Raw genomic sequence first — 14,434 nt, forward strand, 5'->3', positions numbered from 1 at the left:
ATGGTAAGCAAACAACTAACTTTGTAAAGTGCGGAAATTACTTTTTTTCATCTTACTGATTGCCCTTTTGCCCGTGTCTTTGCTTGCTCAGCAGAGGACCAAGATCTTTCTAGACCGTTCTGAACGTGCTACGGTTATGCAGAAAACGAAAATCTCCTATCTGAGAAAACCAGTTTTCAGACAGGACAATGCCATCCTGACCTGCGACAGTGCTGTATTTTACGAAGAAAAAAACGTTTTCGAGGCGTACAACAATGTGCATATTAACCAGGCAGATACCGTGAATATCTATTCCGATTTTCTGACTTATGACGGAAATACGAAAATGGCTCACCTGACCAGCAATGTTCGTCTGCTGGACCGGGAATCTGTACTGACCACCAATATACTGGATTATAATATGGCGACAAAGGTTGGAACCTATGTAACCGGCGGAAAGATTGTAAACAAGGATGTCACGCTGACCAGTAAAAACGGTTACTATTTTGCAGGCAGCCGGGACGCCTATTTTAGGTACAATGTAGTGGCAGTTACACCACAGACGACCATTAAGTCAGATACGCTCCGCTACAATACACTGACCAACTGGACTTATTTTTATGGCCCTACAAATATCCTTGGAAAGGACGACAACCTCTATACAGAGAACGGTGCTTACAATACGAAAACCCAGTATGCTTATTTTGGCAAGAAAAACCTGTACACATCCGGAAGCAAATCTCTTAAAGGGGACAGTCTGTACTATGATGGTGCAGCAGGTTATGGTAAAGCAGTCAGGAATATTGTTTTCAGGGATACGACCGATAAAACGGTGATGTATGGCCAACTGGGCTATTATTATAAAATTGACCAGCGGACCCTGGTGACGAAAAATGCTTATGTAGGTCTGGGTACCAGTGATTCTATTACAGTAAAAAATATCAAAAGACCAGACAGCTTATGGATGGGGGCTGATACTCTGGAAACTCAGATTGTATTACGTCAACTCTTAAAATTACTCCCCTTGCCCATTATTAAAAAAGACAATGAAGTTGGGGAAGAAAAGCCAAAGAATAAAGCTCCTGCGGAGAAGGGTGCAGCCGGTTTACCCTCCTCTTCCAGAACTGCCCAATCCGTGACGGTACAAAAAAAGAGCCCTCCAAAAAAAGGAGATGTAAAACTTTACAAATCTACCGAGCAGACCATGGAACAGGTAGAAAGGCTTTCCGGACTGTTGGTCTTTAAGAGTACCGCCAGCCTCAAAAAACCAGCGCTTAAAAAAGATTCTGTACATACTGAAGGAAAGAAACCGGGTCTACCCAAGGTCATTACCAATGGACTGAAAAACACAATAAAGACCGTTGCGCTTAAAGACACCATAAAAATAGATCCTCTGGATACGGTAAAAGCTCGCATCATCAAGGCTTACCATAAAGTAAGGGTATTTAAGACCAATATGCAGGCCAAGGCCGATTCGCTATTTTACACCAGCGCGGATTCAACTTTAAGGTGGTATTACCACCCTATCCTGTGGTCTGACGGCTCTCAACAAACCGGTGACACTTTGTATGTACATATGAGGAATAAGAAAATAAACGCTGTACAGGTACTCCAAAATGCGTTTACTGTGAATGTATATAAAGATTCGACGAAGTTCAATCAGATTAAAGGACGGCTGATGACTGGCTTTTTTAAAGATGGAAAGCTGAACACCATGTATGTAGACGGAAATGCAGAAAGTGCTTATTTTACCAAAACAGACAAGGGGGATTACGATAAGATGAACCGGACCATTAGCAGCAGGATCAAGATCATCTTTAAGGAGAATGAAATCTATGAAATTGTACCGATAAAGGATGTAGAAGGAACTACGACGCCTGTGGCAGATGTTAAAGAAGAGGTTCTACTGACCGGCTTTATATGGAAACCTGAACTTCGCCCGCTTTCAAAAGCAGACATTATACACCCTATTGTCCGAAAACCAAAAGCACCAGCTCTAAAGAAAACGACCATTAACTACAAGATCGTCAATGAAGTTACCAAACAGGCTGGAAAAGTTCCTGAAGGTGTAAAAAAGGAAGTAAAGGAAACCGTTAAGAAAGCCTTATCTGACAGCACCCTGAAAGTACCTGTACTTATTCCTCCAGTACAGATCAAACCAGATTCTACAGCTAAGCCTGGGCCTTTAAAAAAGCAATAAGTTTCTTCATCGCCTGGGCACGGTGGCTGATCTCATTTTTTTCTACCATACTCATTTCTGCAAACGTAATGTTGTAGCCATTGGGCTCAAAGATCGGATCATACCCAAATCCTTTTGTGCCAGAGACTTCTTCCCGCAGCGTGCCTTCTATAATGCCTTCAAACAGGTATTTGTTTTGGTTGTGGACCAGAGAGATCACTGTTCTGAAGCGCGCCTTCCTGTTGCTTTGCCCTTCCATTTTTTGAAGCACGAGCTGGAGATTCTCCGCATCCCCACGCGGCCCTGCATATCTGGCAGAATAAATTCCTGGCTCCTGATTCAAAGCTTCTACTTCCAGACCGCTGTCATCTGCAAAGCAATCGAGCTGATAATGCGCCACTACATACGCTGTTTTTAGCTCTGCGTTTTCGGCAAAGGTATGGCCGGTTTCCGGAATGTCTGTTGTACAGCCGATATCTGTCAGGTTTAAAACGGTATACTGACCTTCTAGCAGGCGTCTGACTTCTTCTGTTTTATGTTGGTTATTGGTCGCGAAGACAAGTTCTCTCATGAAATATTAAGTTGTTTTAGGCTCCCCCAAAGTGCCTTCTTAGCCCCCATATCTTCTGATAAGGCTTGGAGTCCGGATGAAAAGACGAGGGTTAGACCTTCGTATTTCACTACGGTATTATGCTGCTGACCGGTGAGCCCGAGTGTTTCTGGCGATACGCCAAAAGAGAGTAGCAAACGTGGTTTAAAATAGTTCTGTAATTCCTCAAAATCAGCATCTGCATAAGCGGAACAATTAACCAGTGCAAAATCTGCTGCGGAAAGGTCTATGGCTTTTACAATTTTACGGAGCAGCTCTCTTCCCTCTTCTGTACTTACCTGGTTTATGGGATCAGAAACCAGGATTAGAATGTTTCTCTCATTTTTCCCCAGATAATTAAAATCACGCTTCTGCTTGCTTACCGGTTGAACTTCGGCCGGAACAGAAACCGCTTCTTCTTTTACACTTTGTGGCTGCAGGGCTAAGGGCTGGGTTTTTACCGGGGCGGTTTCGGAAACCTTTACTTCTTCGTTGGCGATCAGGTAAACATCGTCTGTAAAAAATAATCTTAGTGCTTCGTTATTGCTTGTAAGTTGCTCTGCCATTACCGGTCCATTTTAGAGGGAATCAATTTTCTGTTAAAATTAGTTAAATATCTCATTATAGTGCCTTTATTTATTACTTTTATAGCTTTAAAAAAGATCTGTCTAATAGAGAGTACAATAAAAAGAAAAGCCTAACTAATTGAGGTCTAAATGGCATTGTTCCTGTTAACAGCTTTGCAAACGCGTAATAATTGAATTGAAAAAATAGAATGAAGAAAATTTTATTGATGGCAGGCGGATTACTCTGTTTGTTTTTAAATGTACAGGCACAGAAAAAGAACATAGATAAGGTTGTTGCTGTACTTGGCGGCAACATTATTCTGCTATCTGAACTGAACCAGCAATATGCCCAGTACCTGAACTCAGGTAATCCAAATGGAGACGGCGTAAAATGCTATATCCTGCAGCAAATGCTTGTTCAAAAATTGCTGAAACAACAGGCAGAGATTGACTCTGTAATGGTTGATGATAAACAAGTTGATGACGAAGTAGACAGAAGGATGCGTTCAAGTATCCAGCGTGCTGGCGGACAGGATCGTTTAGAGCAATTCCTGAACAAGTCTGTACTGCAGTATAAGGACGAGATCAGACCAGACATCAAAGATGCCCTGATTGCAAACAAGATGCAGCAAAAGATTACAGAAAATGTCAATGTAACACCATTGGAAGTAAAAAAATATTTTGATACTTACAAAACAGACAGCTTACCGGACATCAACACGGAATATGAAATCGGTGAGATTGTTCTCCATCCGGAACTTACAAAAGTGGAGAAACAAAAATATTATGATAAACTGGATGCTATCAGACTGAGGGTGAAGAGTGGCGAAGACTTTGGCTTCCTGGCTAAAACATATTCTGAGGATCCAGGATCTGCATCAGAAGGTGGTGATCTTGGCTTTTTTGACCGGACGATGATGGCAAAAGAATTTACGGCATGGGCTTTTAAGCTAAAGGCCGGAGAGGTTTCACCCGTATTTGAAACGGAATTTGGATACCACATTTTACAGGTACTGGAACGTAGGGGTGAGCAGGTACATGCAAGACATATTCTGATCCGTCCGCAGACCACTCCTGCGAGTTTGGATCGTGTTAAACTTCATGCAGATAGTATCTACAATAATATTTTAACCAAAAAACTTCCTTTTTCTGCTGCCGCTTCTTTATACTCAGACAATAAAGAAACCAAGTATAACGGAGGTATGATGTTATACGCAGATAACGTAACTGCCAGAACCACTTTTATTCCTGCAGAAAAAGTAGATCCTAAAGTCTTTCTGGTAATAGATACCATGAAGGTTGGCGAAGTATCCAAACCAAACTTCTTCTCGGGGGCTGATGGCAAGGATGGCTATAAGATCTTACTTCTTAAATCTAAGATCCCACCACATAAGGGAAATTTAGATCAGGATTATGTGAAGTTTAAAGAACGGGCGCAGGATGTAAAAGTAAATAAGGTACTGAGTGAGTGGTTTGAAAAAAGAAGAGAAACAACTTATATAAAAATTGATCCGGAATACAGTACTTGTGATGAATTAAAACTCTGGACCAAGAACGAAAAGAAATAAACGCTCATGCACTACAACAATGATATTGAAGCCGTAAATGCGCTTCACCTTTCCTATAAAGCCGTCAAAAATGAGATCGGAAAAGTAGTTATAGGACAGGATGAAGTGGTTAAATCTGTATTGATTTCCATTTTCAGCAACGGTCATTGTTTATTGGTTGGCGTACCAGGTCTGGCCAAAACTTTATTGGTACAGACAGTAGCGAATGTACTGGATCTGAATTTTAACAGGATTCAGTTCACCCCGGATTTAATGCCCAGTGACATCATTGGTACAGAAATTTTAGGAGAAGACAGGCACTTTAAGTTCATCAGAGGGCCTGTCTTCTCTAATATTATCCTTGCGGACGAAATCAACAGGACACCGCCTAAAACCCAGGCTGCACTATTGGAAGCGATGCAGGAAAAATCTGTTACAGCTGCCGGACAAAAACACATCTTACCGAAACCTTTTTTTGTGCTTGCAACACAGAATCCTATAGAGCAGGAAGGCACCTATCCTCTTCCTGAAGCCCAGCTTGATCGCTTTATGTTTAATGTACAGCTTCAATATCCTTCTTTTACAGATGAACTGACCATTGTAAAGAACACCACCAGCAATCAGGAACTTTCTCTTAAAAAATTACTTAATGCAGATCAGATCCAATATTTCCAAAAATTGATACGAAGTATTCCAGTTACAGACAATGTATTGGAATATGCAGTTAAACTGGCTGCAAAAACCCGTCCTGATACCGCCTTATCAACCGAAGAAGTAAATAAATATGTAAACTGGGGTGCTGGTCCCCGTGCTTCTCAATTCCTGGTACTTGGCGCTAAATGCCATGCGGCGATCTCAGGCAAATTCTCCCCCGACATAGAAGATGTCCAGGCTGTTGCCGAGGCTATTCTGAGACACCGGATTGTAAGAAACTACCGGGCAGAAGCAGAAGGCCTTAGTGTAGAGCGTATTATCAAAAATTTATTTTAAACTGTTCAGTAACAGATTAGGATAATCGGTAGCAACTCCATCTATCCCCAGATTAAGCAGGTAATCCAGTTCTTTTGTTGAATTCACGGTCCATGGAATAATCTTTACACCTGCAGCGTGGCAGCGGTCTACGAGTCCTTTACCCACCAAAACATAATATGGGCTATAATAGTTTGGTGTAAATCCAAGGCTCTGTATCGCATCCTCAAAATCCACTTTTTCATCAATCATGAGCGATGTTTTCATGGCAGGATATTTCTCATGAAGATACTGTAGTGTACGCATATCCAATGATTGAATAATTACTCTCTTTGTGATTTTTTTCTCCTTTAAAATCTCCATGATTCGCTCAATAAAGACAGCAGCATCTGGTTGAAATTCTCCGTCTCCTTTTCGGATCAATGCTGTCTCTATATTATAAAGCGGTTTAGACAGCTTATTCAACTTCACATACGCTTCTACAGAATCTATAACCTCAGAGAGCAGTGGCTTGTAGGCTTTGAACTTCATCTGCCCTGGGAAGCGACTATGCACTTTACTACCGACATCGAACTTTTTGATCTCGTCATAGTTCATCTTGAACATATTGTATTTTTTCTCATCTTTAAAAGAAATCGCTTTGCCATCTGGCCTTAAGCTGATCTCGTTATTGAAATATGGTTCGTGAGAGAGCACTACCTTTTCATCTTTTGAGATTACAACATCCATATCCAGGACATTAACACCCAAATCTAGTGCTTTGATCATACCTGGTATCGTATTCTCTGGCATGATGCCTCTGGCCCCCTGATGTCCAAGCAGCATAAACTTCTTTTGGGCTTGTACAGCCAGAGCGGAGAGCAGAAGAAAAATAATAGTGATGAATTTGTTCATTAAATACAGATAAAGAAAGGTCAGATTTATCCCTTAAGCTGACAAAATAGTGCTTTGTACTGAAAAAGAAAAGGCCCCTTAAAATTTTTATTAAGGGGCCTTTTCTTTTTTTTAGCCGATTAACGTTCTGCAGGCGTAAATACCTGGGCAATGATGCTCCAGTTATGGTCTGCCTGACGTTCGTAGATAAAAACATAATTAAAGCTTTCTCTCAAATCGGCCTTATAATCTATAGTAGCAACACCATAAGTATAGGCAAGATCTCCGCCTAATGCTCTGTCTGCTTTTGTTGTCTTTAAAGATATCTTACTCACCATACCATTATAGAAAGCCATGATGTTGTTTTTTCCTATGATGGGCTCATTCCCCGGAAATAGCAACCTGGCGTCTTCGGTTAAGAAACCAGAAAATGCTGCGGCATTATAAGATTTCAGTGTTGCATTCAGTGTCTTTTCGGTAGTGAGTATAATTTCGTTTCCGGCTGCAATCTGCTTATTGTTAATGAACTTTGGCTTATAAAAATTAGCCGGCTCTACAAAGTCTTCTTTACCTCTATTCAATGGTTTATTGTGTGAAGTGCCCAGATCTAAAGCGAGTTCCCATTTATCGTTGACCGCTTTCCAAACCGATAAATAATCTCCGTAAGTTTTTTCGGCACCCCCCATCACATAGGTTCCAGTAGTAAAACCCCAGTCTCCACTCTTGGACACCCTCGCATATACAGGAGACCAGCTTAAATTTTTACTGTCTTCCTGCCCGGCATAAAAAGTTTTAGCATTTACGGGATTTGGTCTGAAAACCAATGCATCTGCTGCAGAAAAATCGAGGAAAGCTGTTTTAACACCTTGTTTAGCTGCGCGTTCAGCAAAGCTTCTTTCTGCATTTACAAGGGATTTGGTCGTTCCGTCAGATTTTTGTGCGTATGCACCGAGTGCAAGTGAGGCCGTAATACAGGTATAAATAAGTTTGTTGATCATCATAATTAAAATATGGTTACGAATATAAGGTTTGATATAGGTTTAATGGTCAAAAGTAATTAACAAATGCACATTAAGCTGCTGGCGATTCCCGATAAATTGTTTCCAGGACGGTCTGTCCAACCGCTTTTAGTGTATTCTTATCAATGTTGTTCAGATTATCAAGTTGTGTATGCCAATTCATATAGAAACCTGAAGCATCTGTGAAATGTATAATGTCTATTGCAGGAATCCCTGCCTGATTAATCCAAAAATGATCATCTATGAGGTTTCCAGAAGGGATGTTAAGAAAATAAGAGCCGTAACCAATCTCATCCGCAATACTCCATACTTTCGCTGCAATATTTGAAGCATATTTTCTGGATACTTCATCTTGAGTAAATTGGGCATTGGCCCCACCAACCATATCCAGATTAATGGCGTACAATGGCTTAACCGCAGCTGCAGGTTGATGTTTAACCCAATATTGAGATCCTGTACACCAGGTCTGTTCATTAGGTGTTTCATCATTGGCCTTACCATAATCTTCGATATCCCAAAGAATAAAATCGACCCCTACATTAGTCTCTTTCTTTTGCAGTTGTCTGGCCATCTCCAGGATAACTGCAACACCACTGGCACCGTCATTGGCTGCATCGAAAGCTTTATCCTTCATATTGGGATCAGGGTCCTGATCCGAAAAAGGGCGAGCATCCCAATGGGCTGTCACCAATATTCTTTGTTTCTTTTCAGGATAGAAGGAAACCAAAATGTTTTTAAGCTGATGGCTTTTTCCGTCATAAGTTTTTACTTGAGCTTCCTGAACGGTTACTTTTCCTCCAAAAGATTTCAGTTTATTCACCAGATAAAATGCACATTTTTCGTGGGCGCTGGTAGAGGGAATACGAGGGCCGAAATCAACCTGGGTTTTCGTATAGCTATATGCACTATCTGCATTAAATTCCGGTGAAATCAGCTTTACAGCTTCTGTAGCTTGAGTAGCAGTTGCAGTTTTATTTCTGTCAGAATGACAAGCCTGAAAAACAAGTGCAGCCGAAGCTACTAGTCCTATGTATCTCTTCATCTGTATTTATATTTTACTCCAGGTTGTTCCTTCTTTGCTGTCCTTAAGCTGTATCCCCATCTGCTGAAGCCCGACACGGATCTTATCGGAGGTCGCATAGTCTTTATTCTCCTTAGCCGATTTACGGATGTCAATCACCATATCCAGAACAGAATTGAGTTCTGTATTAGAACTATCTTCATCTTTTAATCCAAAAATATCAAACACAAAATCGCTTATCAATTGCTTCAATTTATCAAGATCAACAGCATTTAACTGTCCCTTACCATCATAAACACTATTGATGATCCTTGCAGCCTCAAACAGTTCAGCGATAACGACAGGGCTATTAAAATCATCATTCATTGCCTTTATGCAATTCAATCTGATATTCCCGATATCAAAGTCACTTTTCTCTGATGGCACGAGTTTCTCCAGTAAAGCTGTTGCATTCATGAGCCTTCTGAAACCTTTTTCAGATGCATCCAATGCTTCGTTGGAAAAATCAAGCGTACTGCGATAGTGAGCCTGCAGCATAAAGAATTTTACGGTCATTGGGCTATAACCACGTTCCAATAAAGGATGTGCTCCTGTGAAAAGTTCTAATGGAAGAAAACCATTGCCCGCAGATTTTGACATTCTTGCACCATTTACGGTCAACATATTGGTATGCATCCAATATCTGGCAGGCTGCACATGGCTGCATGCTTCAGACTGCGCAATTTCATTGGTATGATGTGTAGCTGCAAGGTCCATCCCACCTCCATGGATGTCGAATTCCTGTCCAAGATATTTTGCACTCATAGCAGAGCATTCAATATGCCACCCCGGGAAACCTACGCCCCAGGGCGAAGCCCATTTCATTAAAGTTTCTGGCTTAGCTTTGATCCAAAGCGCAAAGTCCAGACGACCGTGTTTTTCATCCTGACCACTAAGTTCACGGGTATTAGCCAGCATGTCTTCCAGGTTCCGGTTGGTCAGTATGGTGTAGTTGTATGTTTTACTGTATTTTTCTACATCAAAATAAACTGTTCCATTTTCTTCATAGGCGTAACCGTTAGCCATAATCTCCTTGATCATTTCGATCTGCTCAATAATATGGCCCGTCGCAGTGGGTTCTATACTTGGTGGAAGTGTATTGAACATTCTCAACACCTCATGAAAACCCAATGTATACTTTTGAACAATTTCCATGGGTTCCAGTTGTTCCAGTTTTGCTCTTTTGGCAAATTTATCATCCCCTTCATCACGGTCGCCTTCCAGGTGACCAGCATCAGTAATATTCCTGACATAACGCACCTTATAACCGCTGTATTTCAAATACCTGAATATTAAATCAAAAGAGATAAATGTACGGCAATTACCTAAGTGAACATCACTGTAAACAGTTGGCCCGCAAACATACATTCCGACATTCGGAGCGTTGAGGGGTTCAAAGATCTCTTTCTTTCTCGTGAGGGTATTGTATAGCTGTAAGCCGGTTTTCATTGGAATATAAATTTGTTTTTCATCGGTAATGAAGCTATCATGAGCATATTTTTCACTAGCATTTATTTGATTTTGCATTCAGGAGCTCGCTAAAGCTCGGTTCATTGTTGTTTGTGAGTGTTTGTTCATGATGGTTTCATCAGTATTTATTTAATTCTTGTGTTCAAGAGCTCGCAAGTTCAGTTCATTTACTTCTATGGGTATAAAACTCACGGTGTTTCGAATGTACTTTATTGCGGAGTTATTATTTGTGCAAAGGTAAAAAAATTAGGGGCTTAATCTCAAATCACTTCTAACGGGGAAGTGATCAGACAAACGCGCCTCAATGATTTTATGATTGACGACCTCAATATCTTTGGTCACTGCAATATAATCGATCTGGAAATTAGGGAATTTCCCATTATAGGTCCGCCCAAGACCGCGTCCTTTCTTCTCAAACGTTTTATTAAGCGAGGTCGTCAACTGGGTCACTGCATATGATGCAGGTGTATCATTGAAATCCCCGGCAATTAAAAAGGGAATTTTACAGGTTTTCATGCTTGCCTTCAGGATGTCTACCTGGGCACTTCTTTTCAGAAAGGCCGTATTCAGCATACTCAAAATCCTCTTTGAAGGTACAATTTCCGCATCCATCTTCTTGGTTACCTTATCCAGATACTGGTAGTCCTGCTTATCGAAAGAAATAGATTGCAGGTGCACATTATACACCCGCAACATTTTATGATTGACTTCAATATCCACATAGATACTTGCGTTTCCCCCATGATTCGCATCAAAAACGATATTGCCTTTGTCTTTAATTGGATATTTTGAAAAGATAGCCAGACCCATTGCTTCGTATTCGTTTTTGGAAGACGGAACAAAGTAGTAATAGGGCGTATTGAGCATCGCTTTTAAACTGTCAGTAATAGCATAACTTCCTTTTCTTCGGGTATAATATTCCTGAAAACACATAATATCCGGATTTTCCTTTTTAACAACCTGCAACATCTTTTCTTTTACAGACTCGACATTACCGGAATCAAAAGGCTTGAAGCTATGCACATTGTAGGTCATCATGCGCAACAGATCGGCACTGGATTTAGGTCCATCTCCGCGTTCGCCAGAAATGCTAATGGTTGCGGTAAGTGCACGCCATCCCAAAAGGATAATACCTAATGTAAGCAGAACAAAGGTCCAGCGGCGGCGAAGGCACCACCAGATGATCATAAACAAATTGAGCAGCAGCAGAAAGGGATAAGCCAGTCCGAAAAAAGGAATCAGTCTGTTCGCTCTTGGATCTACATTTCCGGCAATACAACCCAAAAGAAGGGATATAGCAAGGAATAGCGCAGTAATGCGTACCAATTTATCCAAAAATGTGGCCTTCTTTTTTTTCATCCACTAATGTTTGCTGGCTTTAAATAAGGTATCTTTTTCTTCCTTACTCAACTTATCATAACCTGTTTTAGATATCTTATCCAAAATCGCATCTATCTCGTGCTGGGCAACAGTATTTTCTTTGGAGGTTGCACTTTGTTTATATCCTTCGTTTCTAACTACCTTGAGTTTAGATTTTTTCTTAAATAAATTACTCCAGTCTTTACCATTCTGCAAAGCTTTGATATATACGAACCCCAGCAAAGCTCCTCCCAAATGCGCGAAGCTACCACCCGCATTTACAGAGGCTACCCCAATCAGATCCAAAACAATATAAGCAAGCGCCAGATATTTAAGCTTGACATCTCCAATTAGAAATAAACGTATAGTATAGTCAGGAACTAGGGTGGCTGAGGCTACAATGATTGCCATTACAGAGGCTGAAGATCCAATTACTGTGGCAGTTGAAATATTTGCTGCAAATACAGGAAAAATATGAAAGGCTGCGCAAAAAAATAACGCACCGGCAATTCCACCCGATAAATAGATAAAATGAAATTGACGGGGTTTCATAAAGTCGAGAAAAATCTGCCCCATCCAGTAAAGCCAAAGCATATTGAACAGCAGATGCAAAAAACCTTCGTGAAAAAATTGATAAGTAATTACAGTATAAAACCGCAATGGAAGTCTTTCTAAAGAAGCTGGAAAAGCAAGGTATTCTCTCACCAGCCCATCTAGTGCCAACGAAGGATTACCGGATAAAAAGATCACCACACCAAGAAGTGCCATGACCACAAAGATCAGGGTATTGATCCCTATATAGAAAAAGATGGGGTTACCTGATTTAAACACCTTAAATTTCAATTCTTCAAAAAGAGTGCTATTCATAGTAGTCGTAAAATGTATTTTTATCTTTCCACAGTTTAACAAGAATAAAGCCCAGAAGTGCTCCTCCCAGGTGGGCATAATGTGCAACAGAATCTCCAGGTACGCGTGCTACGCCCAGGGATAACTCTATCAGTATATAAACAGGTACAATATATTTTGCTTTTACAGGTATTGGAATAAACATAATATATAACTCCGTATTTGGATACAGCATACCAAAAGCAACAAGCAAGCCAAAAATAGCACCCGACGCGCCCACCATAGGAAATCCATAGATTCCGATCAATGTATTTTTATCGGCTTCAGATATCCCCGGAACTCCTACAGAAGCCATCTGGGCAGCCAAGTCAACATGGACAGGATTATGAACAACTGATCCTGTAATTTGATAGACCTCATAAGCCTGCACACCCATTTGCAATGCGACGGCACCAAGGCCTGTGATCAGATAGAAATTAATAAATCGTTTTGTTCCCCAACGAGTTTCCAGTATACCGCCAAACATAAATAGCGCAAACATATTGAACAGTATATGGGTAAAACCACCATGCATAAACATATAGGTTATAGGCTGCCATATCTCAAAATAGGAGGAATCAAAGTAGAAGGCACCAAGATAGGTAGACAAGTCAATACCCTTACTTTGCATTACGTAAGTCGCCGCAAAAAACAACACATTAATGATCAGCAGGTTTTTAACTATTGGTGGTATATGAATATTATTCATTGTTTATTTCTCAAATTTCTTATCAAGATCTGTTAACGTAATGGTTTGTATCACCGGTTTTCCACCGATACTAAAGTTAGGCATTTTGCAGGCAAACAATTGTTCAATCAGCATATTCATTTCTTCCTGACTTAAACTCGTCCCACTTTTAATAGCACTGTTTCTGGCCATACTGCGGGCCAATGCATCTCTTTTGTCCAGTCGTAATTCCTGCTGGGAATTTTTAAATCCTTCAATCAAATGTTCAAAAAGCTGCGTCTCGTTAATGTTGCTGCTCCCCAGGTCAACTGGAATCCCTTCAATTACCAGCGTATTTTTCCCAAATTCACGAACCTCAAAACCCAAGCTTTTAATATCTTCAAGCAAGCTTTTAGCAAGTTCGTAATCATTAGGGCTCAATGTCACCGTTTGCGGGAACAGACTTTGTTGTGAAGCGCCTTTTCTGTCTTCCAGATGAACAAGGAACCGCTCATAGAGAATTCTCTCATGTGCAGCCTGCTGATCAATTACCATTAACCCTGATTTAATCTGTGAAACAATATAACGGTTATGTACCTGCATCAATTGTTTCTGAAGTGGTGCATAATTCTCTTCTATTTCTGATACCCCCGGTAATTCAATTTTAACCTGCTCCGCCGGTAAATGGTTTGCTATTTCGTATAAAGAACCCCAGTTTTTTGTACTGGCTGCTCTGGATTCGTAGCCCCCAGTTCCTGAAAATGAAGATCCGGAATAAGAGGATACAGATCTTTCTGAAACTTTATCTTCCTTAAAGGGATTAAATTCGGGATTAAAACTAATGGTTGGCGGAACGATATCTTCCGGGGCTTTTGGCGTAATCATACCGCTAAAGCCTGTTTCCTGATCAAAATCTATCGTAGGACTAATGTTAAATTTCCCAAGGGAACGTTTTACCGCAGAATGTATGATGGCATAAACAGATTTCTCTTCCAGGTATTTAATCTCCGTTTTTGTTGGATGTACGTTGACATCAATCTTGGCCGGGTCTATATCAATGAACAATACATATAGCGGAAAATTCTCTTCCGGCAGTAAATCCTGATAAGCTTTATTGATGGCATGATTGAGATATCCATCTTTAATAAACCGGTTGTTTACAAAAAAGAATTGTTCGCCTCTTGTTTTTTTGCGAATTGCGGTTTACCAATATACCCTTTAAGATTGATGATGGAGGTTTCTTCCTCCACCGGGATCAGTCTCTCATTATAG

The 14,434-nt window shown here is 40.6% G+C and carries 12 protein-coding genes and 1 pseudogene; 3 read left to right on the top strand and 10 right to left on the bottom strand.

The annotated features are described in order from the left end of the window. Window positions 1-28 precede the first annotated feature (28 nt). Entirely contained in the window at window positions 29-2,179 is a 2,151-nt protein-coding gene (locus DBR11_RS29125) for an OstA-like protein (protein WP_108556025.1), read from the top strand. Here the strand turns inward: DBR11_RS29125 and DBR11_RS29130 are convergent. Together DBR11_RS29130 and DBR11_RS29135 are read right to left on the bottom strand one after the other, a co-directional pair. Beyond that, the gene (locus DBR11_RS29130) at window positions 2,151-2,729 is read right to left on the bottom strand and encodes a non-canonical purine NTP diphosphatase (RefSeq protein WP_108556026.1); all 579 of its coding nucleotides are present in this window, start codon (window positions 2,727-2,729) and stop codon (window positions 2,151-2,153) included. The genes DBR11_RS29125 and DBR11_RS29130 overlap by 29 nt on opposite strands. After that, window positions 2,726-3,313: a hypothetical protein gene (locus tag DBR11_RS29135; RefSeq protein WP_108556027.1), complete on the bottom strand. Its 588-nt coding sequence runs from the start codon at window positions 3,311-3,313 to the stop codon at window positions 2,726-2,728. The genes DBR11_RS29130 and DBR11_RS29135 overlap by 4 nt, the downstream gene beginning before the upstream one ends. Before the next feature lie 209 nt (window positions 3,314-3,522). Here DBR11_RS29135 and DBR11_RS29140 point away from each other — a divergent pair, with 209 nt between their 5' ends. Further along, window positions 3,523-4,881 carry a peptidylprolyl isomerase gene (locus tag DBR11_RS29140; RefSeq protein WP_108556028.1) on the top strand — a complete coding sequence of 453 codons (1,359 nt, stop codon included), beginning with the start codon at window positions 3,523-3,525 and terminating at the stop codon, window positions 4,879-4,881. Between the two features lie 6 nt (window positions 4,882-4,887). After that, window positions 4,888-5,850 carry a MoxR family ATPase gene (locus DBR11_RS29145; RefSeq protein ID WP_108556029.1) on the top strand — a complete coding sequence of 321 codons (963 nt, stop codon included), beginning with the start codon at window positions 4,888-4,890 and terminating at the stop codon, window positions 5,848-5,850. Here DBR11_RS29145 and DBR11_RS29150 read toward each other — a convergent pair. From DBR11_RS29150 to DBR11_RS30485, 8 genes and pseudogenes are all read right to left on the bottom strand, one after another. After that, window positions 5,842-6,723, bottom strand: coding sequence for a glycerophosphodiester phosphodiesterase family protein (locus DBR11_RS29150; protein ID WP_108556030.1), 882 nt, complete (start codon window positions 6,721-6,723; stop codon window positions 5,842-5,844). The two genes, DBR11_RS29145 and DBR11_RS29150, sit on opposite strands and share 9 nt — an antisense overlap. Window positions 6,724-6,842: 119 nt before the next feature. Further along, the gene (locus tag DBR11_RS29155; protein ID WP_108556031.1) at window positions 6,843-7,703 is read right to left on the bottom strand and encodes a DUF4440 domain-containing protein; all 861 of its coding nucleotides are present in this window, start codon (window positions 7,701-7,703) and stop codon (window positions 6,843-6,845) included. A gap of 70 nt (window positions 7,704-7,773) precedes the next feature. Beyond that, the gene (locus DBR11_RS29160) at window positions 7,774-8,763 is read right to left on the bottom strand and encodes a M28 family peptidase (protein ID WP_108556032.1); all 990 of its coding nucleotides are present in this window, start codon (window positions 8,761-8,763) and stop codon (window positions 7,774-7,776) included. Window positions 8,764-8,769: 6 nt separating this feature from the next. Then, window positions 8,770-10,230, bottom strand: coding sequence for a cysteine--tRNA ligase (gene cysS, locus DBR11_RS29165; protein WP_108556036.1), 1,461 nt, complete (start codon window positions 10,228-10,230; stop codon window positions 8,770-8,772). A 267-nt stretch (window positions 10,231-10,497) separates the two neighbouring features. Beyond that, on the bottom strand, window positions 10,498-11,610 hold the full coding sequence (locus tag DBR11_RS29170) for an endonuclease/exonuclease/phosphatase family protein (protein ID WP_108556033.1): 1,113 nt from the start codon (window positions 11,608-11,610) through the stop codon (window positions 10,498-10,500). 3 nt (window positions 11,611-11,613) lie between these two features. After that, window positions 11,614-12,477: a rhomboid family intramembrane serine protease gene (locus tag DBR11_RS29175; RefSeq protein ID WP_108556034.1), complete on the bottom strand. Its 864-nt coding sequence runs from the start codon at window positions 12,475-12,477 to the stop codon at window positions 11,614-11,616. Beyond that, window positions 12,470-13,204 carry a rhomboid family intramembrane serine protease gene (locus tag DBR11_RS29180; protein WP_108556035.1) on the bottom strand — a complete coding sequence of 245 codons (735 nt, stop codon included), beginning with the start codon at window positions 13,202-13,204 and terminating at the stop codon, window positions 12,470-12,472. Before DBR11_RS29180 ends, DBR11_RS29175 begins: the two co-directional genes overlap by 8 nt. Window positions 13,205-13,207: 3 nt before the next feature. After that, window positions 13,208-14,353: pseudogene (locus DBR11_RS30485) on the bottom strand (DNA mismatch repair protein MutL); the annotation flags it as partial. Window positions 14,354-14,434: the final 81 nt, after the last annotated feature.

This window comes from Pedobacter sp. HMWF019, assembly GCF_003061025.1.
Classification (GTDB): Bacteria; Bacteroidota; Bacteroidia; order Sphingobacteriales; family Sphingobacteriaceae; genus Pedobacter.

Bases quoted from the DNA above. Each gene is read 5' to 3' on its own strand.
- DBR11_RS29130 (WP_108556026.1), bottom strand. From the start codon at position 2,729: ATGAGAGAACTTGTCTTCGCGACCAATAACCAACATAAAACAGAAGAA.
- DBR11_RS29135 (WP_108556027.1), bottom strand. From the start codon at position 3,313: ATGGCAGAGCAACTTACAAGCAATAACGAAGCACTAAGATTATTTTTT.
- DBR11_RS29140 (WP_108556028.1), top strand. From the start codon at position 3,523: ATGAAGAAAATTTTATTGATGGCAGGCGGATTACTCTGTTTGTTTTTA.
- DBR11_RS29145 (WP_108556029.1), top strand. From the start codon at position 4,888: ATGCACTACAACAATGATATTGAAGCCGTAAATGCGCTTCACCTTTCC.
- DBR11_RS29150 (WP_108556030.1), bottom strand. From the start codon at position 6,723: ATGAACAAATTCATCACTATTATTTTTCTTCTGCTCTCCGCTCTGGCT.
- DBR11_RS29155 (WP_108556031.1), bottom strand. From the start codon at position 7,703: ATGATGATCAACAAACTTATTTATACCTGTATTACGGCCTCACTTGCA.
- DBR11_RS29160 (WP_108556032.1), bottom strand. From the start codon at position 8,763: ATGAAGAGATACATAGGACTAGTAGCTTCGGCTGCACTTGTTTTTCAG.
- cysS (WP_108556036.1), bottom strand. From the start codon at position 10,230: ATGAAAACCGGCTTACAGCTATACAATACCCTCACGAGAAAGAAAGAG.
- DBR11_RS29170 (WP_108556033.1), bottom strand. From the start codon at position 11,610: ATGAAAAAAAAGAAGGCCACATTTTTGGATAAATTGGTACGCATTACT.
- DBR11_RS29175 (WP_108556034.1), bottom strand. From the start codon at position 12,477: ATGAATAGCACTCTTTTTGAAGAATTGAAATTTAAGGTGTTTAAATCA.
- DBR11_RS29180 (WP_108556035.1), bottom strand. From the start codon at position 13,204: ATGAATAATATTCATATACCACCAATAGTTAAAAACCTGCTGATCATT.